At 39.2% G+C, this 26879-nt stretch carries 17 protein-coding genes and 1 tRNA gene; 8 read left to right on the top strand and 10 right to left on the bottom strand.

Annotation, left to right across the window (positions count from 1 at the left end; all coding sequences use genetic code 11):
* Window positions 1-283: 283 nt before the first annotated feature.
* Window positions 284-1036: a TlpA family protein disulfide reductase gene (locus ASU31_RS15855; RefSeq protein ID WP_057933256.1), complete on the top strand. Its 753-nt coding sequence runs from the start codon at window positions 284-286 to the stop codon at window positions 1034-1036.
* Window positions 1037-2030: 994 nt separating this feature from the next.
* Here ASU31_RS15855 and ASU31_RS15845 read toward each other — a convergent pair.
* From ASU31_RS15845 to ASU31_RS15835, 3 genes are all read right to left on the bottom strand, one after another.
* Window positions 2031-2107, bottom strand: a tRNA-Asp gene (locus ASU31_RS15845).
* Window positions 2108-2210: 103 nt separating this feature from the next.
* Window positions 2211-3284: a peptide chain release factor 1 gene (gene prfA, locus ASU31_RS15840; protein WP_057933254.1), complete on the bottom strand. Its 1074-nt coding sequence runs from the start codon at window positions 3282-3284 to the stop codon at window positions 2211-2213.
* A gap of 416 nt (window positions 3285-3700) precedes the next feature.
* The gene (locus ASU31_RS15835; RefSeq protein WP_057933253.1) at window positions 3701-4450 is read right to left on the bottom strand and encodes a UDP-2,3-diacylglucosamine diphosphatase; all 750 of its coding nucleotides are present in this window, start codon (window positions 4448-4450) and stop codon (window positions 3701-3703) included.
* A 188-nt stretch (window positions 4451-4638) separates the two neighbouring features.
* Here ASU31_RS15835 and ASU31_RS15830 point away from each other — a divergent pair, with 188 nt between their 5' ends.
* The 5 genes from ASU31_RS15830 to ASU31_RS15810 all read left to right on the top strand — a co-directional run bounded on the left by ASU31_RS15830 (window position 4639) and on the right by ASU31_RS15810 (window position 9242).
* Complete coding sequence (locus ASU31_RS15830; RefSeq protein WP_157258043.1) at window positions 4639-4938, top strand: hypothetical protein; 300 nt, start codon at window positions 4639-4641, stop codon at window positions 4936-4938.
* A gap of 94 nt (window positions 4939-5032) precedes the next feature.
* Window positions 5033-7159, top strand: coding sequence for a prolyl oligopeptidase family serine peptidase (locus tag ASU31_RS15825; RefSeq protein ID WP_057933251.1), 2127 nt, complete (start codon window positions 5033-5035; stop codon window positions 7157-7159).
* An 11-nt stretch (window positions 7160-7170) separates the two neighbouring features.
* On the top strand, window positions 7171-7662 hold the full coding sequence (locus tag ASU31_RS15820) for a hypothetical protein (protein WP_209435006.1): 492 nt from the start codon (window positions 7171-7173) through the stop codon (window positions 7660-7662).
* Between the two features lie 197 nt (window positions 7663-7859).
* Window positions 7860-8870, top strand: coding sequence for an NAD(P)/FAD-dependent oxidoreductase (locus ASU31_RS15815; protein ID WP_029274634.1), 1011 nt, complete (start codon window positions 7860-7862; stop codon window positions 8868-8870).
* Window positions 8871-8915: 45 nt separating this feature from the next.
* Window positions 8916-9242: a 2Fe-2S iron-sulfur cluster-binding protein gene (locus tag ASU31_RS15810; RefSeq protein WP_025141835.1), complete on the top strand. Its 327-nt coding sequence runs from the start codon at window positions 8916-8918 to the stop codon at window positions 9240-9242.
* Window positions 9243-9584: 342 nt separating this feature from the next.
* On the opposite strand, the gene ASU31_RS15805 is transcribed toward ASU31_RS15810, so the two are convergent.
* From ASU31_RS15805 to ASU31_RS15785, 5 genes are all read right to left on the bottom strand, one after another.
* Window positions 9585-12191 (bottom strand): glycoside hydrolase family 2 protein, encoded by a 2607-nt coding sequence (locus tag ASU31_RS15805; protein ID WP_057933249.1) that lies wholly within the window; start codon window positions 12189-12191, stop codon window positions 9585-9587.
* Window positions 12192-12405: 214 nt separating this feature from the next.
* A complete protein-coding gene (locus ASU31_RS15800) occupies window positions 12406-14664 on the bottom strand; it encodes a GH92 family glycosyl hydrolase (RefSeq protein ID WP_057933248.1) in 2259 nt (752 codons plus the stop codon).
* 433 nt (window positions 14665-15097) lie between these two features.
* Window positions 15098-16423 carry an alpha-L-fucosidase gene (locus ASU31_RS15795; RefSeq protein WP_057933247.1) on the bottom strand — a complete coding sequence of 442 codons (1326 nt, stop codon included), beginning with the start codon at window positions 16421-16423 and terminating at the stop codon, window positions 15098-15100.
* Window positions 16424-16452: 29 nt separating this feature from the next.
* A complete protein-coding gene (locus tag ASU31_RS15790; protein ID WP_057933246.1) occupies window positions 16453-18144 on the bottom strand; it encodes a S41 family peptidase in 1692 nt (563 codons plus the stop codon).
* A gap of 186 nt (window positions 18145-18330) precedes the next feature.
* A complete protein-coding gene (locus ASU31_RS15785; RefSeq protein ID WP_029280579.1) occupies window positions 18331-18546 on the bottom strand; it encodes a hypothetical protein in 216 nt (71 codons plus the stop codon).
* A 239-nt stretch (window positions 18547-18785) separates the two neighbouring features.
* Between ASU31_RS15785 and ASU31_RS15780 the strand changes: the two genes are divergently transcribed.
* Window positions 18786-19388 carry a porin family protein gene (locus tag ASU31_RS15780; RefSeq protein WP_057933305.1) on the top strand — a complete coding sequence of 201 codons (603 nt, stop codon included), beginning with the start codon at window positions 18786-18788 and terminating at the stop codon, window positions 19386-19388.
* A 187-nt stretch (window positions 19389-19575) separates the two neighbouring features.
* Window positions 19576-21408 carry an outer membrane protein assembly factor BamB family protein gene (locus ASU31_RS15775; protein WP_057933304.1) on the top strand — a complete coding sequence of 611 codons (1833 nt, stop codon included), beginning with the start codon at window positions 19576-19578 and terminating at the stop codon, window positions 21406-21408.
* A gap of 73 nt (window positions 21409-21481) precedes the next feature.
* On the opposite strand, the gene ASU31_RS15770 is transcribed toward ASU31_RS15775, so the two are convergent.
* Window positions 21482-23326, bottom strand: coding sequence for a RagB/SusD family nutrient uptake outer membrane protein (locus tag ASU31_RS15770; protein ID WP_057933245.1), 1845 nt, complete (start codon window positions 23324-23326; stop codon window positions 21482-21484).
* Window positions 23327-23337: 11 nt separating this feature from the next.
* A complete protein-coding gene (locus ASU31_RS15765; RefSeq protein ID WP_057933244.1) occupies window positions 23338-26805 on the bottom strand; it encodes a SusC/RagA family TonB-linked outer membrane protein in 3468 nt (1155 codons plus the stop codon).
* Between the last annotated feature and the right edge of the window lie 74 nt (window positions 26806-26879).

The raw sequence follows: 26879 nt of genomic DNA, 5'->3' as shown, positions 1-26879 counted from the left end.
AAGAAACCTGATCACTATATGCTCACCATTTTTTGCACCTGTTTGACTGTACTAAAAGTAAGTATTATCACTCATTAATACAAGTTGTGTTAATCATTTGACCAGGAATTCACCTAAATTTCTTGTTATGCAATGGTATATTCAAACCAGATTATCTGCCATTTCACACTACTACAAATGACGCGAGTATAATTTAAAATTTGGTGGTGCAATTTAATAAAAACAATAGTCTCTAATCATCATGTAAATTAATTAACTTGAATTTTAAATATCTCATAGCACAATGAAAACAGTGATGATTACAGTTTTGGTATTTTTATCAGTTAAAAGCTATTGCCAACATAATTTATATACTTTTAACAATGGCTCTCTTATAGAGGGGACTAAACTAAAACTTCAATTCAATGCATCAAAAAAAGCCTTACCCCCTACTCATGAACTGACCGCTGTCATTTATAATAAAGTTATAAAAAATGATACTGTGATTAATTATGTCAATTTTTCCGTATCAAAAAAATCGACAGTTAGGGATTCTCAAGATCTTAAGTTTATATACAGACAAGATTCTACATTCTTATTACTAAATCAAAGGCTTCCTGCCTTCAAACTAAAGGACATGCTAGGTAACGAAATATCATCTGCAAAATTTTTAGGCAAACCCATACTCATTAACTTTTGGGCAACTTATTGCGGGCCATGCATTGAAGAAATGCCCCAGCTAAGCAGACTTAAAAAGAAGTATGAGGGCAAAATGAATTTTATAGCCATCACCGAGAATAACACCGACAACGATCACTTACTTGAATTTTTAAAGAATAAAGATTTTAATTTTCAGGTACTAACAGATGGCAAAATCTATGAAAAAGAGCTTAAAATTAAAGCACTTCCTAAAAATTTGTTTGTTGACAGTTTTGGAATACTGAGATACATCCAAGACGGTTATCCAATAAATACAAGCGGCGAGCCATCGGTCCATGATGACAATGACTTCACCAAAATTATTGACAAACTTATCGGAAATTCAAATCAACAATAATTCATCTTATCCAACAGCATCAAAGCTATCTAGCTTCTGGTTATCCATAGGCAGATTGAAATCAAAAAAGAGATTTAAATGAATCAACTACTTAAAACTAACAACTATTCATAAGGTAATACTTCCCAAGCTATACGCAAAAATTTTTGATTCCAGTTGTACTTAAACTTTAACTAAGGTTGTACGCCTAAAATTATTTTTTTCGCTAAAAAGTTAGAGCTATTAATCATGAAAGACAACATTACAATACTTGCTCTCTGATTTGACTAATAAAGGACGTATACTCTTCTCGAAAATCTCAATCAGATCATCATCTAAATATAATATTTCATTGCCACTACAGACATAATTTTCTAAAGTAAATTCCTGCGCTATTAAGTTATTCACCCTCTGTATTCTCCTTCTAAAATGAAACCAACATGGCATGTTAAGATAATTTAATGTTGATGTGTCTTGTAAGTACTGGGGCATCTCGTAAAATGGAGACTGATAATACTCTAATATATTACCAGATAAAATGTAATGGTCTCCTGCACCATTTATTTTCTCATCCCCAAGAACCATTAAAATGTTATTATGGACAAAACTATTAATTCCCCATTATTTAAAGCCAACCTGATCAGTGGTTGTTTTTGTGCTCAAGGCAGCTTCTTCGGGTGTACAGTTTGGAACGGAATCCCCTGTCTACTATTGCCGAAATTATTTCCACTGTATAAAAGCTGCTGTATGATCGTGCGCGGTCTTGTATCGCATCAACATTAAAGGGTAAAACAAATGTCGAAATGCAGCGTCTTTAAAACAAGATGTTCAATAACAGAACATGTTGCTAATCAGATTATTATAAAGATTTCAGCGCGTCTTTTTTTCAAAATAAAGACGTCATAAATGACGCGCTTAGATAATGAATAATTCGGTTTGCTTTGGAAGGGCTTAAAAACCAAAAAGCCTCTAAATCATATGATTTAAAGGCTTTTGAACATTTTTAAAATGCTTTTGGCGGAATGGACGGGACTCGAACCCGCGACCTCCTGCGTGACAGGCAGGCATTCTAACCAGCTGAACTACCACTCCTTTTGTTCTTCTTTAAAGTTCGAACCTCTTGTCTCTTTCGAGGTTGCAAATATAGAGACTATATCTTAATTCGCAAACTTTTTTTTAAAAAATACTTAACCCCTTATCCTACAGCACCTTCCTGCATCTTTTCTGCATTTTCTGCGAACTGAAGTGCATCAATAATCTCCTGAATATCGCCATCCATAATGCTTGGCAAGTTGTACATCGTTAATCCAATACGGTGTTCGGTAACACGACCTTGTGGATAATTGTAAGTCCTGATCTTGGCTGAACGATCGCCGGTTGATACCATTGTTTTACGTTTAGCGGCAATATCACCATTCTTTTTCTGCAATTCGATATCGTAAAGTTTGCTACGCAACATCTCCATCGCAATAACACGGTTACCCAATTGCGAACGTTCTTGCTGGCAAACCACCACAATACCCGATGGCTTGTGCGTTAACTGCACTTTAGTTTCTACCTTATTTACGTTCTGTCCACCTGCACCACCTGAGCGCGAAGTTTGCAGTTCGATATCTGCAGGGTTAATGTAAAGATCGATTTCTTCTGCTTCAGGCAAAACAGCTACAGATGCAGCTGAAGTATGCACGCGGCCCTGTGTTTCAGTATCAGGCACACGTTGCACACGGTGTACGCCACTTTCGTACTTTAACTGACCATATACATCATCGCCACTCACTTTTAAGATCACCTCTTTATAACCGCCCGCTGTACCTTCCGTTACATCAACCGTTTCCACTTTCCAGCCCTTAGTTTCGAAATAACGGGTATACATGCGGTATAAATCGCCGGCAAATAAAGCCGCCTCATCGCCACCAGTACCACCACGGATCTCGAATACCGCATTCTTAGCATCTTCAGGATCTTTAGGAATCAACATCAAACGGATATTGCTTTCCATTTCTTCCTGTTGTTTTAACAAAAGATCGAGTTCTTCTTTTGCCATCTCACGCATTTCAGCATCTTTCTCAGTAGCTAAAATTTCTTTGTTGGCATCAATATTACTCATCACATTTTTGTAGATTTTATATTCATCTACAATCTTGCCTAAGTCTTTATATTCTTTATTTAAAGCCGCAAAACGTTTCATATCCTGAATTACATCCGGATTGCTCAACGATTCTTCCACATCTTCCCAACGCAGCTTTATAGCTTCTAATTTATCTAACATATTTATTCTTGTTGAAATTTCCTGACGATCCTATAGACCCAAAAATTCAGGAAATGCAAAAATAAGGAAAAAAGCTGAATTAGTTTGTTTGGATGGAGGGGTTAATTGCTTAACCGTTTGAACTGGTTAATCGCTTAGGCATAAATTGAAATCATTATAGGTCAATTTGAAAATGAAAGGTTCTGAGCCAGTAGCGGCCGATAGCCCCGCTATCACTTCAAGTCCTCGCTACGCTGTGGGCTTTCCGTTTTATCGGGTTTAGGAGCAAAGAACGGTGCATTATAGGCCCTATGCAAACCCAAATAGCAGCAGAAACTGATGTATCTAAACGGAGTCCGATAGCCATCGGATGTAGTGGCAGCTCCCGACGAATATTAAAAAAAGCTATAGACACTGCTTCCCAAAAAACAAAAATATTACGGCTTTGGGTTATAGTATTCCAACTTCAAATCCATACCATCGAATACCCCATAAGTATTATAGTTGAGCCATTCGCCAATATTAACATACCGGCTTCCATTACCCAATTCTATATCGAGCGGCAAGTGCCTGTGCCCGAAAATAAAATAATCGAAATGTGCTTTCTGCAACTGTTCCTTGGCATAAATGGCCAGCCATTCTTTATCTTCGCCTAAAAAAACTTCTTTTTCGGTTTGTGCAGCCCTACTACCCTGGCTCCAACCATTTGCAATACCGATACCCAGATTTGGATGCAAACGGGCAAATAACCATTGGCAAAACTTGCTTCTAAAAATCTTTCTTAAGAATTTATATTTGTTATCGCCCGGCCCTAAGCCATCGCCGTGATGCAGGTAGAATTTTTTACCACCTCTTTCAATGATCAGTTCATCGCTGATGATTTCCATGCCAATTTCCTGCGTGAAATAATCGCGCACCCACATATCATGGTTACCTTTAAAAAAATAGATTTTTATACCCGTATCGGCCATGGCAGCCAATTTCCCCTGTAAACGTATAAATCCTTTCGGAATCACCTTCGAATACTCGAACCAAAAATCGAAAATATCGCCCATTAAAAATAGCTCACTGCAATTCGGTTCTATAAAGTTTAACCAGCTTACAATACGCGTTTCACGGGCACGGCTTTCAGCATAATTTGGAGTGCCTAAATGAAAATCAGAAGCGAAGTAAATATTCTTAACCATGTACAAATTCAAAGGTAAGGCAAAAAGCTGAAAGACTATAATCTGTGCAATCTCAAAATCTGCGTAATCATCCCGTAAGGAAAAAAGCTGAAAGACTAAAGTAGAAAGACCGGAGACTAAAATAAGGAGCCAAACTCTGTGTAAATCTATGTCTCCGTGGCAAAAAACTTAATTTCCTTAATTTCTCAATGATGAAAACCCCGCAGGCGAAAAGCTTAAAGACTAAAGTAAAAAGACCAGAGACTAAACAAGGAGCCAAACTCCGTGTAAATCTGTGTTTCCGTGGCAAAAAACTTAATTTCCTTAATTTCTCAATGGTGAAAACCCCGCAGGCGAAAAGCTTAAAGACTAAAGTAAAAAGACCAGAGACTAAACAAGGAGCCAAACTCCGTGTAAATCTGTGTTTCCGTGGCAAAAAACTTAATTTCCTTAATTTCTCAATGGTGAAAACCCCGAAAGCTAAAAGACTAAAGCTTAAAACACCTTAATCTGTGCAATCAACCCAAAGGAAAAACCTCTAAAATCTGTGCAATCAACCCAAAGGAAAAAAAGACATATATTAGTAAACAAATCTTATTAAAGATGAAAAAACAAATTGTATTGAGCTTATTTGCATTAAGTCTGTTTGCCTGCAACCAAGGCAAAAAACCTGCAGAAAAAATAACATTGATGAAATACCCTGAAACAAAAAAAGACAGCACAAAAGATAATTATTTCGGAACAACCATTTCAGATCCTTACAGATGGCTAGAGAATGATACCTCAGCAGAGACAAAAGCCTGGGTTATAGCCGAGAATAAGGTAACAGAAAACTATCTCGAGCAGATCCCTTACCGTGCTGACATTAAAAAGCGTTTAACAGCACTATGGAACTACCCTAAAGAAAGCGCACCATTTAAGGTTGGCGAATATTATTTCTTCACCAAAAATGACGGGCTTCAAAACCAAAGCATCTGGTTTATGAAAAAAGGGTTAGATGGCAAAGAAGAAGTTTTTCTCGATCCAAATAAACTTACAAAAGACGGAACGGCAGCCGTTTCGCTTTTGGGCTTCTCTCACGACAAAAAATACCTGGCCTATTCGGTTGCGCAAGCAGGATCAGACTGGAGCAATATTTACGTAATGGAAATAGCCAGCAAAACCAAATTGGCCGATGAACTGAAATGGACCAAATTCTCTGGCGCAGCCTGGAAAGGCGATGGTTTTTATTATAGTAAATTTGATGAACCTATTAAAGGAACTGATCTTTCTGCAGCCAACAAATACCAAAAAGTGTATTTCCACAAATTGGGCGATCAGCAGCGAAATGATCAGTTAATTTTTGAAGACAAAACCAATCCAAATCTATATTTCGGTGCCAATGTTACCGAAGATGAACGCTTTCTGGTGGTTTACGCCAGCGCCGGCACTTCGGGCAATGCATTGTACTATCAAGATCTGAACGCACCAAACAGTAAAATCGCCTTGTTGGTTAAGGGTTTTGAAAACAACCACAGCGTTATTGATAACGTTGGCGACAAACTATTGGTAAACACTGATCTGGGTGCCGAAAATAAACAAGTGGTTTTGGTTGATCCAAAAAATGCAGATCCTAAAAACTGGCAGAAAATTATTCCTGAATCGAAATTGGCTTTAGAAGGTATTGGAACTGGTGGCGGATTTCTTTGGGCATCCTACTTAAAAGATGCAAGCACCAATATTGTTCAGTTTGATTTAAGCGGAAAGAAAATTGGCGATGTAAAACTGCCAGCCATTGGAACCATTGGGGGTTTTGGTGGATACAAAGAAGACAAAGAATTCTTTTACACCTTTTCTAATTTTACCACTCCCGGTACGATTTACCGTTACGACATTAATAGAAGCGAATCAATAGTATATAAAAAATCAGACCTCCAATTTAATACCGATAACTACGAAACCAAACAGGTGTTTTACCCATCAAAAGATGGCACAAAAGTACCGATGTTTATCGTACACAAAAAAGGCATCAAACTGGATGGTAACAATCCTGTTTATCTGTATGCCTACGGTGGTTTTCAGGTTAGTTTAACACCTGGGTTCAGCCTATCTAGAATGTTGTTTTTAGAGCGTGGCGGGATTTACGTACAGCCAAGTTTACGTGGTGGAAGTGAGTATGGCGAGGCCTGGCATAAAGGCGGTATGTTAGCAAAAAAACAGAACGTTTTCGACGATTTTATTGCCGCAGCCGAATACCTGGTTAAAGAGAAGTACACCAATCCCACCAAAATTGCCATATCTGGTGGTTCTAATGGCGGACTGTTGGTAGGTGCCTGTATGACCCAAAGACCTGATCTGTTTAAAGTGGCTTTACCAGCTGTTGGTGTTTTAGATATGCTGCGCTACCATAAATTTACAGTTGGCTGGGGCTGGGCGGTGGAGTACGGAAGCAGCGACAAAAAGGAAGATTTTGATTACCTGATTAAATATTCGCCGCTCCATAACCTAAAAAGCGGGGTTAATTATCCGGCAACATTAATAACAACAGCAGATCACGATGATCGCGTAGTACCTGCGCATTCATTTAAATTTGCAGCAACCTTACAGGATAAATACACAGGCGAAAATCCGGTTTTAATCAGAATAGAAACGAAAGCGGGCCATGGCGCAGGCAAGCCAACTACAAAGTTGATTGAAGAAGCCAGCGATGTGTGGAGCTTTGTGTTTCAGAATTTAGGGATGAGTTGGTAGAACAGTAAATTATGATGAAAATTCATAAAGAAATTAAAAACAATGAGCTGTATCTATATCAAAATGGGGTGCTTATTTACAAAAAATGGTTAGCAACAGGTGAATCAAAAATTTTTGATTTAATGGCGTATGACAAATACACATTAGTAAGTTTTAATGAAATCGAGTATGAAAACTCGAACCCACTCGTTTTAGTAAAGGCGGAACTGGAACTAAAACCAACAAGTGAAGGTGGAAGGAAGACTGGGATTATATCAGGCTTCAGACCTAATCATGTATTTGAATATAAACAGGACCAAATATTGCAAACTTACATTGGTGATCTTAATTTCAGCGAATGGCCAACGATCGAGCCTGGGGAGAAAAAGATTGTAAAAGTTAGATTTCTTGATTTCCCATCGCTCCATCAATATTTACATGTTGGGCAGGTATGGCATATTCACGAAGGGGAACGGGTTATTGGCAAAGCTAAAATATTATCTTTTTATGATATGGCAGAGTAAGCAGATTAAATTTCCCACTAAACCTATAGACCAATTATAATTTGCTTTAATCCCCTAAAAACCCTTAACTTTTGTTTTTACCCAATACAAAGCATATAAAATATTGAATACAACAGTATTACAAAATTATCTAGAATATTTCTAAATAACAGGATTGATAATACTTTATTTTGTAACTTTGCGTCAAATTTTTTTTAATGATCACTACTGATATAGCCGTAATAGGCGCTGGTCCGGTTGGCTTATTCGCCATTTTTGAAGCCGGTTTATTAAAAATGCGTTGCCATTTAATTGACTACCTGCCTCAGGTTGGTGGTCAGCTGTCTGAAATTTACCCTAAAAAACCGATATACGATATCCCAGGTTATCCTTCTGTGTTGGCTCAGGAACTTATCGATAACTTAATGGAGCAGGCAAAACCTTTCCATCCAACGTTTACTTTAGGCGAACGTATTGAAGGTTTAGAAAAGCGTGGCGAAGCAGATTTCGTTTTAACGACCAATATGGGTACGGTTATCGAAGCTAAAGTTGTGGTAATTGCTGGTGGTTTAGGCTGTTTTGAGCCGCGTAAACCAGCTGTAGAAAACTTAGAGAACTTTGAGAACGGTAAAGGTGTAAACTACATGATCCTTGACCCTGAAAAATACCGCGATCAGAAAATGGTGATTGCCGGTGGCGGCGACTCTGCTTTAGACTGGACCATTTACTTAGCAGAAGTTTGTTCTGAACTAACTTTGGTGCACAGAAGCGAGAGTTTCCGTGGTGCTCCAGATTCGGTTGCTAAAGTAATGGCCTTGGCAGAAAGCGGAAAAATCAATTTGATTTTAAACAGCAACCTTCAGGCAGTACAGGGAACAGACAAATTAGAACAAGTTGAAATTGTACAGAACCGTACCATGGAAAAAACGGTGGTAGAAGCTGATCACTTAATTCCTTTGTTTGGTTTGAGTCCTAAATTAGGCCCGATTGAAGATTGGAACTTAAATATCAACAAAAGTGCAATTGAGGTTAATGTTGATGATTATTCGACAAACATCCCTGGAATTTATGCTATTGGCGATATAAACACTTACACCAATAAACTAAAATTGATTCTTTGTGGTTTCCACGAGGCTGCATTAATGAGCCATAGCGCTTATTCTTACATGAACCCGGGGGTGAAATATACCATGAAATATACAACTGTAAACGGAGTTTCAGAATTTTAAGCTTTCTCCTATATTTGTCGCTACAAATCATAAGAGAACTAAAAAATGGAAAACAACATTAACATATATATGCAAGAGCCGGATGGCTCGGTTACAGAACACGTTGCACCAACTGACATGGGTTTAAGCCTGATGGAGTTTTTAAAAGCATCAGAGTACGATATTCTAGCTACTTGTGGCGGAATGGCCTTATGTGCTACCTGCTGCGTTGATGTGTTAGAAGGCGAAGAAAAACTTAACGAAATGACAGACGATGAGTATGCCATGTTAGATACTTTGCCTGATCTGTTACCAAATTCGCGTTTAGCCTGCCAACTGCAGTTAAACAACAATATGGATGGGTTAAAAGTAAAATTACATGGTGTAAGCTAAGGCTGTAAAACATATTAAATGAAAAAAGGCGATGCGTAAAGTGTCGCCTTTTTTGTTGGCATCGTCATTGCTGAAGTAAGAAGCGATCTTAAAGCGTTGGGCCAAAACTAGCCGATGTTTTTTTGGAAATGTGGGGTTCTGTTTTAATGGCCAGAGTAGTCCTGCTATCGCTTCAAGTCCTCACTCGTTCCTCGTTGTGGGCTATCCGCTTTATCAGGTTTAGAAACGAAGGGCTTGTTATTAGAAGCAGTAAAGACCTATCAGGTTTCGAAACGGCGCAGCTCTCAATGAGGTCATTGAAAACAATATAAGTTACGAATTAAACCTGATAGGTCTTGTAAGCTATTGAATACTCACCTTTTGCTTTTCTACATTCCAGCCATATACCTCTACAGCTAAATTACTTTGTTTCCCTGTATATTCTACAATTACCGTTTTACTTTCGCCAGGCAAAATACTTACGTAGTTATCATCATAAAAAGCAGGGAGTACACGTTCGCCAGTATTGCCATTTATTAAAGCAACCCGGTTAAAAAATGCTACAGGGCTTCCATTTGCATTGCTTAAAGTAACTGCTACCTTACCGTTTTTCTGATCAACTGCTGCAACTTTTAAGGGCGCTTGTTTAATGCTTTTTAAGCCCGAATATTCACCATCCTTACCTGGAAGCCAATAAATATTCTCGCTTAAAATATTTTGCTTTTGATCTAAAATCCTTAAAGAAACAAATACACCTTCTTTTTTATCCAGCTTGGTTAAGAACTCATTCATAGGAAAAAGTCTTCTCACTGAAGATGGACCAACCGAATTGAAGGCCTGAGAGTAGAAATAATCTTTTCCGCCCATATCATAAGCTTTCGCCTGTACCATCAGGTTGTTTTTAGTGCTAAACCCATTGTTTACAATGGTTACCATGCTATCCAAAGGATTCATCATTACATGCAAAGGTTCACTTCCTTTCCTTAAGCCATATAAACAGGCGTTAGGATCAAGGTAATAATCGTACATCTGTCCACGCATGGCTGTCCAGGGGTTTTGAGTTTTCCAGATGATGGATCCGGTATACCAGTCCCACATTTTGTTCGAGAAACCCTCCATTAATGCCCTGTATTGATCGTAATTGGCCAATTGAGCCTTCATTGCAAAATCTTCTGCACTTTTTGGCTTACCGTATGGATTAAGGTATTGCTCGTATGAGATATACTTATGGTAATCCCATACCGAATCGGGCCTGGCTTTGTATTGCGGCGCAATCAGGTTCTCTTTTGGGATAAAACGGAGCAAAGAGGCGTAGTCACCTACCCCTACCGAACCTACTTCCGAATTGTAAGGAAATGTTCTGGTACCCCAGAAAGTTTTAATATCCTGTATGCCGTACGGGCCATCACCGTTTCCACCAATGGAATTGAAAGACATTTCGTCGCTATTGGAGAAATCAAAAAGTTTTCTTGTTCCATCTAAGCGCGGCAGAATATCGTTCTTTAAAGGTTCCAAAATATCTTCTGGTGGTGTAATCTCATTTCCACCGCACCAAAAAGCAAGTGAAGCATGGTTTCTGATCATCTTGATCTGATCTTCAATAGCTGTTAAGGTTAAATGATGATCATCTGGATAATTTCTGCGTGTCCATTGGTCTTCCTTCTTCATTGGATCTACCCAACGGCCATTGCAATCGCCACTGAACCAGAAATCCTGAAAAACCAGCAAACCGTATTTATCGCAGGCGTTATAAAATTCAGGTCTTTCTAAAATTGCTCCTCCCCAAATCCTGATCAGGTTGAGGTTCATATCTTTATGGTAACGCACTTCAGCATCGTAACGGGCATCGCTAAAACGGAGCATCGCATCAGAAATAATCCAGTTACCACCCTTAATAAAAATCTTTTGTCCGTTTACAAAAGCGCCCATACTCCTGGTGTGCTCGTTCCAGATATTATCTATCTGGCGAACACCTACTTTAAGCTGCTCCTGATCTAATACCTGGTTGGCCGCGATAAATTCGATCTTCACATCATACAGGTTCTGTGGCCCATATCCGCTTGGCCACCATAATTTAGGATTTTCGAGCTGTAAATCTGGAAGTTTGACTATAGTTGTTTTATTTGCCGCGACAGTTGTTGCCTGTTTAACCAATTTTCCGGCAATTTGATATTGCAAAGTACCCGAAATAGCCTGACCTGTTGGGTTTTCAACTTCAACCGAAACTTTAACGGTAGCCGGATTTTGTTTCCCTTCTGGTAAGCGCTTGCCTGGAACCAATGTAATTACCTGTGGATTCTGGATATTGATGTTTTTTGTTTTCTCGATGGTCACTTTATCCCAAATGCCTGTGTTGCGATCGCGGGTGGGCTGAATCCAATCCCAGCCAGCTGTGTATTGTGTGGTTAAACCTTTGGCTATGGTGCCATCACCACCCTGGCCACCGTTCGGGTTACCAGGAAAATCTGGTGGATAAACGATAACAGCAAGTCTGTTTTTCCCATTCGGAGATAAAAGTTTAGTGATGTTGTACTGTGCCCTAAGATGCATACCCACCTGGGTTTTTGGATTAACCTTTTTTCCGTTCAAATAAATTTCGGCTTTGTAATTTATTCCCCTAAACTGTAACCAAACCTGTTCGTTACCTATGGCACGTTCTTCAAAATCTTTTACAAACCAATAGGTGTAATAATCGTTACCGGTTTTATACACATCAGGAATTTTCTCGTTGTTCATGCCATAAAATGGATCAGGAACTTTTTTATTGTTTAGCAAAGTGGTTAATACTGTTCCAGGTACAGTTGCAGGCATCCAATTGTTAACCGAAAAACCTGTTTTCGAAATTTCTGAACCAGTAGATTTAGCATCTTTGATATTGGTACATACCCAACCCGAATTTAGTTCAAAGCGCTGTTGTGCATTTACGGTTAAAACCGAACAGAGTAAGAGAAGTAAAAATAGTTTCTTCATTTATTTAAGATATTTTAGTTGATACTGGTTATGGTTAATTTTCATGAGGATGTATTATAATTATAAATATAGAATTGTCATCCTGTCCAAAGGACTCCCTACGGAGAGCTTGTCGAAGGACCTTCCAAAACACCATGATGGGCGTTTCGACAGGCTCAACGTGACAAAATCTAGATAAACCAGACTTACAATATAACCTCCTTTTCATCTAGAATTATTTTCCGGATGTTGGTCTATCCCCAGGGTTTACACCCCAGGTTGCCGATGGTTTATTGCCCATATAAATTTGCATATTTCCACCAGCGTTTATGGTTTTGTGCAGGATAAATGATTTAGTATAAGCTTTGCCATTAAGCACAATTTTCTGAATGTATTTGTTCTCCGCACTGTTACCCACAACCCTTATATTGAATTTCTTATTCCCAGGCAGCGAAATGATCGCATCATTAACCAATGGTGTCCCGAAAACATAAGCTCCGTTTGACGGATTTACAGGGTAGAAACCCATTGCAGAAAAAACATACCAGGCACTCATTTGGCCTACATCTTCATTACCACACAAACCATCCGGTTTTGAAGAATAGAAATCTTTGTCGATTTTACGGATCAGATCGGCAGTTTTCCATGGCTGGCCTGCATAAGTATATAAATAAGGAATGTGATGGTTGGGTTCATTCCCCTGGGCATAATTACCGATCAATCCGCTAATATCAGGCGAGCCGTTGGTTCCCAAATCCAAGGGTAAGGTAAATAGCGAATCGAGTTTATTGATAAAAGCTTTATCCCCACCAAAAAGATCAATCAGTCCTTCTACATCTTGCGGCACCAGCCAGGTATATTGCCAGGCATTACCTTCTACATAATCATCTTCACGGTGTTTGGATGAAAAGGGATCGAACGGGCTTCTCCAGTTTCCATCAGTAAGTTTACCCCGCATAAACTGAACGCTCGGATCGAAGTATAAACTATACAGTTTCGATCTTTTACTAAAGTAAGTGTAATCTGCTGTTTTATTCAGTGCTTTAGCCATTTGTGCAATGCAATAATCGTCAATAGCATACTCCAAAGCTTTACCCACTGATTCGTTTACCTTATCAGCAGGAATATATTTTAATTGCTGGATATAATCAATGCCATCTGTTTTCTGCATGGCCGATTGTTTTATTGCTTCGTATGCCAGATTTACGTCAAAGTCACGGTATCCTTTTAAATAGGCATCAACAATAACCGGAACGGCATGGTAGCCCACCATGGTATTGGTTTCACTGCCCATTAAATGCCAAACGGGCAGTTTACCCTGTTGTTTATAGATGGCTAACATGGTATTTACCACATCGTTTACCTTATCCTGGTGCAGGATGGTGTACAATGGATTAGCTGCACGGTAAGTATCCCACAGTGAAAAGGTAGTGAGGTTATTGAAATTTGCCTTTTTGTAGACCTTTTTATCTGTACCGAGGTAATCTTTGTTTACATCGTTAAAAAGAGATGGGGCCACCATAGTATGGTACAAAGCGGTATAAAATATCTTTTTGGTCGTATTTGAAGCCTCAATTTTCACCTTAGCCAGTTCTTTTTCCCACTTCGCATCGCTGTTTTTAGCTGTAGCGGCAAAGTCCCAGCCCGGCAATTCTGTTTTTAGGTTTAAAATGGCATTTTCGATGCTTACCGGAGATAGAGCAACTTTAATCTGTAGTTTATCATGATTAATGGCATTAAAGTTTACCGCTGCTTTTAGTTTTTTGCCAGATAATGACACACCACTTTTAACTGCTGTGCTATCATATAACGCAATACTTTTAATCGGTTGTGAAAGTTTAATTACAAAATATAAACGTTGATCGTTTGCCCAACCTTTCGAATTACGATGCCCCACGATAGTGGTCGCATCGAGCTGTTTAAATGATGCCGATACGGGTGCATCCCAGCCTATACCTTCAATTAAATCGATAATGATATGTGGATTTTCTGCACCTTTTTTAAAAGTATATTGGTGAAAACCTACCCTTTCGGTGGCTGTTAGTTCAGCTTTAATTTGGTATTTATCAAGTAATACACTATAATAACCAGCTTTGGCTATTTCATTTTGATGAGAAAATTTAGAAAGGTATCCGTTCTGGTCTTCGGCTGTTTTACCTTTCTCGAGCAATAATTTACCAGTTGCAGGCATGATTGAAATATCGCCCAGGTCGCCGATTCCGGTACCACTTAAATGCGTATGTGCAAAACCGGTAATCGTATTACTAACATAGTTATATCCACTGCACCAGTCCCAGCCTTCAAAAATGTTGTTCGGTCCGAGCTGAACTGCACCAAAAGGAACATTTGCACCTACAAAAACGTGACCGTGTTTTGCTGATCCGATTAATGGATCTACATACCGGGTAAGTTTGGAGTTCTGCTGCGCAGTTGCATTTAGGGAGAATAGAGAGGCCGTTAGAAATAGAATAGACGAGGTTTTCTTGAACTGCATGTGTGCTTATAATTTCTTACATTAGAATTTAAAGCCTAAAAGTAAAACGTTTTACGTTTATTTTCTCATAAAGGGGGAAGAATTGTGCTAAAATTAAGAAAAAGATAGAAATACACTATTTTCAGGTATATAACGGGGTGCATTGCATATTTCAAGGCCACCCACCTACTGCTGAAATCGTTTTACAAGTAGAGGTAGTATTTTCATTTGTCTTGTAGCTACTTCGTAGTCAGCATCTTTATGCCTGGAAAGATCCTGAAATAAATTACCAATGACAGATTGTAAAAATCAGTCGTCATTTCGATCCGATAGCTATCGGATGACACGCAGTGAAATGTTCCAAAGGAACTCCTTCGGAGGAGAAATCTGTTTCGATAGATTTCTCGACTGCGTTGCTCTCCGCTCGAAATGACGACCATTCGTGCAAGCCCTGTTACCCAATCTCCAAAACAATTACCTGATCGGGTTCTGCACTATTTAAAGTTGTAGTAATACTTAATTTTGATTTTTTAAAAGTATAGTTTACCGGACTTTTATCTTTCAATAAATATGCCTTTTTGATTTTCTTTACCGGAACATTTTCCAAATTAAGCGTTGCCGTTTTTCCATCAACAAGGTGGATATAAACTTTGTTGTCGATTTGCGTAATGCTTCCCCAGGCCTGTGGCTTAATAAATCCTGCTTTAGTACCATAAATGCTTTCGCCATATACTTTAAGCCAATCGCCTAAACCGGCTAATCGGTCTTGAAACTCGGGTTGAATTTTACCGCTCGGCATCGGGCCGATGTTCAATAAAAGATTGGAACCTAAACTTGCTGCTTTAACCAACATATGCACCAGTTCTTTATTCGATTTATAATAGGTATCGCTCAAATTATACCCCCATGAATTTGAAATGGTTTCGCAGGTTTCGAGCGGTAGTTTATCTGATGCCTTTTGAAAACTTAAACCTGATTTATTCTCGCCCGGAAGATCGCGTTCGAACATTTGAAAATCTTCTCCGGCAAAGGGCGTAAGGTGATGGTTATTACCGATCATACACTGCGGTTGAAGTTTGTGGATTAAGCCATAAATTTCGTTGTATTTCCAATCAATCCGCGATGTTCTGTCTTTTGATCCTTCTGGTGCAGTCTGATCCCAATGCCCGTCAAACCAGATCCCGCCTATTTCACCATAATTGGTCAACAGCTCTGTTAATTGGTTTTTCATGAACTGCAAATAGCTTGCATAATCACCTTTACCTGTTCTACCAGAGTTCTGCCCGGTACGGCCAGTTTCGTGCGGATAGTCTTCTCTGCGCCAATCTAACAGCGAATAATACAGGTATAGTTTTATGCCTTGTTTGTGGCACTCATCGGCCATCATTTTTACGATATCCTTTTTATAGGGTGTATTCATGATATTGAAATCAGAATATTTGGTATCCCACATGCTAAAACCATCATGGTGCCTGGTAATCAGCGTAATGTATTTCATTCCGGCATTCTTCGCCATGCTTACCCATTGTTCGGCATTAAATTCAACCGGGTTAAAAAAATCTTTAAGGTTGGTGTAATTATGAACATTCAACTTTCGTTCGTTCATTACCCATTCGCCACTCCCAGGTATACTAAAAGGCCCCCAGTGGATAAATAAGCCAAATCGGGCATCGTTAAACCATGCTCGTTGTTTTAAATTAGAGGCTGTAGGAGTATAATCCTGGGCTTTTAACTGCAAGGCGATCAATAGCACAAGGCATATTAGGGGTAATTTTTTCATAAGGATAGCGGTATCGTTTGGTTAGGTTTTTAGTCTATTGATGCGGTGGCTCTAGTTGGTTTTCCAATCACCTTATAATTTCCATCTCCTTTTAAAATGGCCAGAATCTGCGATTGGTTGGTAAAAAGGTTTTTTGCTGCAGCCAGTTCTTTATCGTACTGGAAGCTCTGCTCAATTCTTCCTTTTTCGTAAAAATACCGGCTTACAATCTGTGTTTCTAAAACTCTTTTTATTTCTGCTTTATGGCTAATCAGATCGGTTTTTTTAGAAGAGGTAAGTTTATATTTAAGATTCTCCAGATCGGTTTTTACTTCGGCAGATTTATTTTCCTTTTCGGCTTCTAACCTTAAATCGGAAAGCAACCTTTCGGTACGGCTTAGGTAGGTTAAATCTTTATCGGCCAAACTGCCAGAAAATGCCGTATAATCTGCATCAGATAACTGGAAAGTTTTGGCTGATGCCAAACTTGGTTTTTCTTTCCTGTATTGATTTGCGTAGTTAAAGAAAAGGTTTTTATTAAGCATTGAAATGGTAATCGGGCTGAGTTTCACGGCATCTACCACGATATCGGGATAAACACCATTACCACTGTACACGTTCCTTCCTGCTTTGGTCTGGTACATTACCATGGTCGAATCGGCAAAACGTTCGGCAACACCATCTGCATTTTTGTGTGCATAATCCAATTTTTGGATGCACCTGCCTGATGGTGTATAATATTTCGCCACAGTTACTTTAACCAAGCTGTTATAAGGCAGGTTGAAGGTTTGCTGAACCAAGCCTTTGCCGTAACTACGTTGACCAATTACAATGGCACGATCTAAATCCTGTAAAGAACCCGCAACAATCTCTGAGGCTGAGGCCGAATTTCCATTTACAAGCACTACCAATGGAACCGAAGTAGAAACCGGGGTTAAAAGTGTTTTATAGGCAATGGTTTTCTCTACATTTTTGCCTTTTTGGGTTACAATAAGCTGATCTTTATTCACAAAGAGGTTCACAATTTTAACCGCTTCCTGCAAAATACCTCCGCCGTTGTTTCTCAAATCTAAAACCACACCTTTTGGATTTTCCTTTTGGATGGACAAAAGCGCGTCTTTAACCTCCTGTCCGGAATTTTCAAGGAATTTATCGAGTTTGATGTAACCGATGCCATCGCCAACCATTCCTGAGTAAGAAACATTAGGTTGTTTTATTTCCTCGCGCATAAGTTTTTTAGTGATTTCTTTTCCATCTCTAATCACCAACAAATCAACGGCTGTGCCTTTCGGCCCGCGTAACAACTGACTAATTTCTTGACGGTCTTTACCTTTTATGGCAATCCCATTGATGCTCACCACCTGATCGCCAGCTTTAATATCACTTTTATTTGCAGGATAACCTTCGCTTACTTCATTGATAAACAGTTTGCCATCAATAAAAACAGTACCTGCACCAATACCACCATATTGAGTGCTCACATATTTCAGTTTGTAATCTTCAATCTCCGATTCTGGAACATATTCGGTATAGGGATCTAAACTATCCAACATGGCATCAATCCCTGTTTTCATCAATTGAGGGGCATTGGTGTCATCAACATAATTGATATTGATTTCTTTATAGAGTGAAGCAAAAATATCGAGGTTTTTAGATACGAGGAATAAATCTTCTTTAAATGAAAAAGACAAAACAGCCACGCCAAAACCAGCTGCTAAAAGACCATATTTTAGTTTCTTCATTCCCTTATATGTTTTAATTCCGAAGGGCGAGTTAAATGAAATACTGCTCTTTCTGGAAGATTATTATTGATTAAGTACAAACGTAAATGTACAAAAACCGATAAATATTAAAAACAGCTTATTTGGGCTAAGCGTAAATTAAGCGTTACGCTAAAAAGAAGGGCATGAAAACAAAGGAAAGATTTACTAAAGCCTGTTGCCCTTGGTATCGGCAAGTGCTTTTTGAATGGTAAATTCGATGTAGGTACGGTCGCGTTTCACCAAACGCATTAAATCTTCAATCAGTTGATCTTCTTTGCCTGGCGTAAAATCTAAAGGCTCGTTCGCCAGATCGCGATATTTCCTTAAGAACTTGGTTTTTACTTTAAATGCAGTTTCTGAAGTAAGTTGAAAATTAGCCATGGCATATTTTATTTGATGCAAAAGTAAAAAATATTTGCTCAGGTTAATACCTTTTTATGTGATGTGACAAAAAAAGTGGAGATTCGCCGATTCTTTTTGCACGATAATTGTGTTAAAAGCGCGTTATAAAACCTAATCGGTATAAAAACCGCTTAACACAAATTTTAAAAATGAAACCATTGCATGTATCACTGATCGTTTATGGTTTTATAACCTTTAAAAAAAACAAATTAAACAACATGAAAAAAATCATCTTCTCTATTGTTTTCCTAACCCTGGGTTGGGCAACATCTAAGGCACAAACATTTAACCTAGGAGTTAAAGCAGGTGTAAACTTAGCCAAGTTAAATGCAGATTTCGCAAGCGAAGAAAACCGTTTAGGTTATCAGATCGGTGCCTGGGCACGAATTGGTGGCGCTAGTTTTTATGTGCAACCAGAGGCTTACATTGGTAGTAAAGGCAACAAATTTATCAGCATTACGCAAGATAATGGGAATGAAATTGCAGCTGAAGGAAAAGTAAAATTTACCACTTTAGATGTTCCTGTTTTATTGGGAACAAAATTTGGTGCTAAAAATTTAAACTTCCGCTTAATGGCTGGTCCGGTTATTTCATTTATTCTGGACGAAAATTCGTCTTTTAGTTCTGCTTATCAACAAGCTACCGATTTCGACAACTACAAAAACCAGGCACTGGGCCTACAGGCAGGTGCTGGTGTAGACGTGGGTAACATTTCGGTTGATTTACGCTATGAAGCTGGTTTATCCAACATCAGTAAAAGTGAGAAATACAGCCAAAAACCTAACTTGTTTCAATTGAGTTTAGGGTTTAAAATTTTATAATTTTTTACAACAGAACGAGTAAGAGGCGGCCAATGGCCGCCTTTTTTGCTTAATCCCTTTTTATGAACAGAAAAAGCTATTTCTTAACCTCTTGCAGTACATTTATTAACATGTAAAATTGGTATTACAGCTCCGCTTTAACCCTAAAAAATACCGATTTTTATTTAAACAATTTAACGAAAAACAAATGAAATATCCCATTCTTTTACTGTTTGCTATTCTGTTCTCGCTCTCTGTAAAAGCCCAAAGTTTTAAATATGCTTTTGTAACTGATACCCACGTTGGGTCATCAACAGGCGAAGAAGATCTTAACAGAACTGTTGCTGATTTAAATACAATAAATGACATCGATTTTGTGATCATTACTGGCGACATCACCGAAATGGGTACCAATAATGAGCTTAAACTGGCTAAAGACATCCTATCGAAATTAAATAAACCATACCACATTATCCCCGGAAACCACGATACAGGATGGTCAGAATCAGGTGGTGTAAATTTTATTAAAGAGTTTGGTGGCGATAAATTTATTTTCGATCATAATGGCTACCGTTTTATAGCATGTGCATCTGGCCCTTACGTAAGGATGAGCGATGGGCACATTCCAAGAGATGCGACCGTTTGGCTTGACAGTGTGCTTAAAGCAACACCTAAGAATATGCCCATTATTTTTGCCAACCATTACCCGCTGGATAACAGTTTGGATAATTGGTACGAAGCAACGGATGAGTTAAAGAAATATAATATCCAATATGCCATTTGCGGCCATGGGCACAATAATCATCCTTATAATTTTGAAGGTATTGAAGCTACAATGGGGCGCTCTAACCTAAGGGCAAAGGATAGTATTGGAGGGTACAACATTGTAACGATGAACAGGGATAGTGCTTTTTTCCAGGTTAAAAAACCAACCCAGGATATTCTTCCGGTGTGGCGAAAAATTGCACTAAAAACTTTTCAGGCTGATTCAAAAAAATATAATCGCCCCGATTTTGCAATCAACAATAAATATCCGGGTACGAAAGAAGTTTGGACTTATCATTCTAACGCCAACGTAGTGAATACACCAACCTACGCTTCGAACAATGTTATTTTTGGCAATAGCTTAGGTTTGGTTGAAGCCTTAAATAAAAATACAGGAAAAAAAGTATGGACATTTAAAACCAAAGGCGCGATCTATTCATCACCAGTTGCCGTTAACAATATGGTTATCTTCGGTTCAGGAGATGGCACTATTTACGCATTAAATGCAAAAACAGGAAAAGAAATCTGGCACAAAGAAACAACTAACTCGGTATTGGGTTCGCCGGTAGTTAGCGGCCAACAGGTGTACATAGGTGGCAGCGATAATACCTTTAGGGCATTGGATGTTAAAACAGGGAATGAAATATGGGCATTTAAAGAAGTAGAAGGTACGATTGTGGGCAAGCCACTTATTTATCAGGGCAAGATTATTTTTGGCTCATGGGGCAGACATTTATATGCACTTGATATTAACAGCGGAAACTTGTTGTGGAAATGGAATAATGGCCAGGGCAACAGAATGTTTTCGCCAGCTATGGTAACGCCTGTAGCTTATAACGGGATAATTTATATTGCAGCTCCAGACCGTTATTTAACCGCGATTGATGCAAAAAACGGAAGTACACTTTGGCGGAACAAAGAAGCTACGGTTCGCGAATCGATCGGACAATCTGCAGACAGTACCATCATTTATGGCAAAACCATGCAGGACGAAATTGTAGCTTATAAAGCGCAGGCACAAGATCCGGGTATACTTTGGCGATATAATGCAGGCTTTGGATATGAACACGTACCATCCATGTTGATAGAGAAAGACGGGAAGGTATTTTTTGGAACAAAAAACGGTGTTATCTATGCCATCGACCCCAAACAACAGAGCACGGTTTGGGCACATAAAATAGATAATTCGATGATTAATACCGTGAATGTGATCGACAGTAAAAATATACTAGCGAGTACAATGGATGGTAAAGTAGTGTGGCTAAGCACGAAATAATAAGCATAAAAAAACCTCCTCAATCTTATTAAGTTTGAGGAGGTTATATTAAATTCAAAAAACATCTAAAACACTACCAGCCTGTAGTCTGCGTAAGCTTATAGCCCTTTTCCTGATATTGAATAATCTGTGCCTGCCCTACTGGGGCTAAATATGCCCTATCTGTAAATGCATTTCTATTTGTCGCATTGGTAACCATCCAATAACCTACCATGGCCGCAGCATTTGTGCCGTCATAGGTAACAATGGTACCATCAGCCTTTTTAACCTTAACATTTCGGGCAGTTGCATTAGCAGGAGTTAAGTAACTTGCAGCCTCGGTTTGTACATTAACCCATGGACCCAAGAAATAGTCAGGATTGGCACTGAAGTCCATATTGTTTAATTTTTTCCAGCGTTTTAAATCCAACAAACGGGTATGCTCAAACACAAACTCCATACGACGCTCCCTGCGGATTTCCCAGATCAGATCAGGAACATCGGCATCTTTAGCCGGATCAACAGGAAGTGCACCTAACGTTAATGGAGCTGTTTTTAATACCCCCTTTGCAGTTGCCGCAGCATCTAAGGGCCGGTTTCTGATTGCATTTACTGATTTGTTTAAATCAGCCTGCGTTACTGCCGTACCACCAAAATACTGAGCCAATACTGCTTTGGCTTCTATCCAGTTTAACACGACTTCTGCCAAACGCATTACGGGCGCATCACTTGTATTGGTGTTACTGCCCCAAGCGGCAGGGTAAGTTTTTCCAATATAAGTTAAAGCCTCTCTTGAAGCAAATTTAAACCCATAAAGTAAAGTTGCAGAAGGAACCAGGGCTTTATCATAAAACGATGCTTCAAAACGTGGATCTCTCGTTTTTACCAGATCGGCAATTGTAAATGAGTTGGCTCCGGTAACAGCAGAGTTTTGCCATACTTTGCCATCATTTAGCAGGAAAGATTTGATCAAAACTAAATTTGCATCAACTCCTACAACCTCTGTTCCATTTTGGTAAGAACCAATACTGTGTGTAACCGTTAAAGCAGCATCGTAAGTTCTATAAAGCAATACTTCCGGATGCCCTGCCAGGTTATCGCTCGAGAACAATGATTTAAAATCGCGGGTGAAATTATATTTGTTGCTATTGATCACATAATCGCCTGCCTCAACAGCAAATTCTAAATATTTTTTTGCTCTTGCCGCATCTAAACCATGATAATGTTCATAAGTTCCTTCAAATAACATAAATCTTGAAATAAAAGCGGCAGCAATGTATTTATTTAAAAACTGAGCCCCATCATTTTCGCGCATGTTGGCCATTACGAACTTAAAATCATCGTATACTTTATCCATAACCACTCCCCTGGCATCTCTATCTTTATATAAAGCAGCCAGATCGGTATCCGAAAGTTCTTTATCAAAATAAGGCACATCGCCAAAAACACTGACTAAACGGCTATATTCAAAACCCCTAAAAAAACGGGCAACTGCTGTCCAGTGGTTATAGGCTTCAGTACTAATTTTAGGCTTAGCTACGTCGTTTAAACGGGCAAGCATTACATTCGATTTTCTGATCCAGGCAAAATCCCAAGTTGGACCAGCATAGGTACCCAACCAATCAGCTGCTTCAGAAACAGAACCTCTTGTAGTAGGCACACTACTTTCAAAGTTAATCTGAACATTTTTACCTGTTAAGTCATCAGAGAAAGTATAACCCCTAACAGGTGTATAATCAACTCCAAAGCCAGTGCTATAACCGTTAAAATAGTTCGGATAGTAGCTGTTGGCGTACATGCGGATATCATCTTCACCACGCCAATATTGCCCATCAACATAAGATGTTAGGGGCGGACGGTCTAAAACATCCTTATTACAAGACACCAGAAGTAGGCAGGCCATAACCGGCAAACCATATATGTATTTAAAATATTTCATCTTCTTAATTTTTAAAAATTCAACTGAACACCAAAAGAAATACTCTTAAAGGCTGGGATTCCGGTTCCTGTACGACCGCTGTTATAATTTGACTGATCCCAGATCGAATAGCCGCTAACGCTCTCCGGATCGATAGGCAAATCGCCCAAATGATCCCAGGTAAAGAAATTCTCTAACGCCGTATATACCCTAAGTGAGCTGATACCTACTTTTTTGGTCAACATCTGCGGAAAAGTATAACCAACGGTTAAATTTTTCAATCTTAAATAAGCCATGTTTAACAGATAGCGATCTTGAACCTGCATGTTATTGGTGGTTCCACTTGCTGCATTGTTATAAGCAGCAGGGTAAAAAGCATCTGGTGTTTGTGGCGTCCAATAGTTCCCTGCAATAGCTTCGGGCATTGCACCATCGGAAGAGTTAAAGCCTGGGATAGCTAAAAATCCAGCACCCCAAATTTTACGGCTACCCACACCCTGGAAAAATGCACTGATATCAACGCCTTTAAAGTCGGCGCCCAACCTAAAACCATACTCGTAACTCGGATTAGAATTTCCGATTACCTCTAAATCGCCATGGTTGGCCAATGTGCCATCGCCATTACTGATTTCCCCATCACCATTAATATCTTTAAACTTAACATCACCAGGGCCAAAACGGAAATTAGATGAATTTTGTAAAAATGGTTGGTAAACTGGTTTTTCACCATTTGGTCCGGCTTTTAGTTTATAAGTTTGTTTACCTGCGTTTAACTTACTTTCCGCACTAGTTAACGTAATTAGGATTGGTTTACCCGAGCCATCTAACTCGAAATCGCTTGTTTGATATAACCTATCGGTACGGTAGCCCCAAATTTCGCCAATATCTTTTCCGTTATAATTATTAAGCACCTGTGTTCCGGAACCATACTCGGTTAGCCTTGTTTTGGCATCAGAAATATTTCCTTTAAAATTAATCCCTAAACCATTTTTAAACCTGTGGTTAAAATCTAGGGTCAACTCCCATCCTCTCGTTTGTAGGGCACCAAAATTTCCCTGTGGCGCCCCGGCACCAAAAGTAAAAGGAATGCCTTCCTGTGGCACAATCATATTATTGGTGTTTCTTTGAAAAACATCAAAAGAAAGATTTACCTTATTATTTAAAAGGGTTGCGTCTAGCCCTATATTGGTAGTTACAATATCCTGCCATTGAATTGCTTCTTTAATTGCATCAGGCGTACCTACATAATTTACTTTGGCACCATTTGCACCAATCCAACTCGATTGTCCGCTTGGCATAGTGGCTATATATAAATTGTTTGGTACGGTCTGATCGCCGATTGAACCCCAGGAACCCCTGAATTTTAATTGGTTCAGGAGTGGTTTGGTCCAGGCCATAAAACTTTCTTCACTGGCTACCCAACCTGCCGAAAATGATGGAAACCATCTCCACTGCAAATCGGTTGGGAATTTAGAAGAACCATCGTAACGCAAATTACCTTCAATAAGGTATTTGTTTTTAAAAGCATAGTTTACACGACCAAAATATCCCAATTGCGCTTCCCATCTTTTATCTGATCCCGGAATGTTAATCCCACCTGGGATAATGCCCATTACTGCGCTAGATGGGAGTACGGTTTGAAGTCCGGTACCGAATCTAAACTGTGGGTTAATGATATCACTCAAATTGGTGATTTGACCAAACTGGGATTCAGCAGTAGAAGTAACCCGGTTTAAACCCAAAATAAATTTAAAATCGTGGTTTTCCTTAAGGTTTAAACTATAAGTAGTAAAAGCATTAATGGTATGGCTAAAATAGCTTGTGGCAGATCTGGCAAAATGATCGGGGCTTGACCCAGGTGTGGTATACATATCCATAGATAGATCATAAGCTGCAATTGCGCCAGCCGTGGTACTCGATACCACTTGGCCCTGATCGTTTACATAAACAGGTGCACCACTTGCATCTAAACGCGCTTTAGGAGCCACCCACGAGTTTCTTGCGGTAAATCTTGTGCCTGGTCTTTTCCAATCCTCGTTCTGATTGGTAAAAGTATAATCAAAATCTACTTTCCAGTTTTTTAGGATATTAACGGTAGATCCCAGATTTACATTGGCATAATTTAACAATATATTAGCGGTATTTGCTGAAGCCACTTCACTTTCAGGACTGCGGATGGCATCTCCATTCTCATCCTTGCCCAATGGGTACAAGGAACTCCAACGATATAAATACAACCATGGATCGGCTGTTGTGGAGCTTGTGGTATAGGCATACTGTTTATTTCTCCGTGAATATAATGCACCCCCACGTATGGTAAGGTATTTGTTGATTTCACTTGAAATTTTAAATGAAGCATTGTAGCGTGTAAAACGATCTTCTTTTGCCGGCTTTAACATTCCACTCTGATCAAGCAATGCAAGTCCGATATTATAAGATGTTTTCCCGGTTGTACCACCAACTGATAGGTTGTGTTGTTGGGTAGGTGCCCACTCTTTGATCATATAATCATAAGGGTTGTAGGTTCTAACCCCCATTTTCAGACCAGCTCCCTGAACATACCAATCTCTCCCAAACACCGTGGGGTCGTCAGGGCCAATTGTGCTCCCATACTTCTCTTTCCATGCAACCGCTTTTTCGTAACTTGCCCTATCTACATAATAAAATGCGCCAACCGGAGTAGTTACACCAATCCTTTCAGAGGCATCAACAGTGTACTTTAAACCGTTTACATCAGCCATTTTTAAATCTTTCCAAACATTTTGGAAAGAAAAATTATTTGAGTAATTGATCGACGGTTTATCAGATCCCGAGCCTTGTTTAGTAGTGATCAATACCACACCAAAAGCAGCCTTAGCACCATAAATAGAAGCTGCAGCTGCATCTTTCAAAATGGTAATAGAGGCAATATCATTTGGATTAACCAATTGGATGCTTGGAATCTCAACGTTATCCAATAAAATCAAAGGAGAACTTCCACCTGCAAATGACGCCAATTGCCCTCTGATTTTGATCACTGGGTCAGAACCAATCTCTCCACTTGGAACGGTTACACTTAAACCAGATGCGGCACCTTGTAGTGCCCTGCCAACGTCGGCGATTGGTCTGCCCTCCAGCGTCTTTTTCACATCAATGGTAGAAACTGCTCCGGTAAGGTTGCCTTTGCGCTGAGTTCCATAACCCACCACAACTACATCATCTAGCCCCTGAGCATCTGTTTTCAGACTAACATTGATTATTTTACCTGCTCCAATGGTTCTTTCTGTAGTTACATAACCGATGTAAGAAAACACCAATATGTCGCCATTGGAGGCTTTGATAGAATAAGTTCCATCGGCGGTAGACTGTGCAACAATAGTGCTTCCTTTTACCCGGATAGAAACGCCGGGTACAGGACCATCTTCTGATGTAACCTTACCCGTAATGGTAATTTGTTGCGCGATGGCATGAGCCAGCAACAAAAACGTACCAAGAAAAATTAATAGTAGTTTTTTTTTCATAAACGTAAGTTTAGAATTGTTTTGTAGTTTAGTCTTAATACCGCATAAAACAGCAATATTTAAGTAAATATCAC

Source organism: Pedobacter ginsenosidimutans, from assembly GCF_001442625.1.
Classification (GTDB): domain Bacteria; phylum Bacteroidota; class Bacteroidia; order Sphingobacteriales; family Sphingobacteriaceae; genus Pedobacter; species Pedobacter ginsenosidimutans.
The sequence above is the reverse complement of the archived record's forward strand: the minus strand, read 5'-3'. Positions and strand labels throughout refer to the sequence as shown.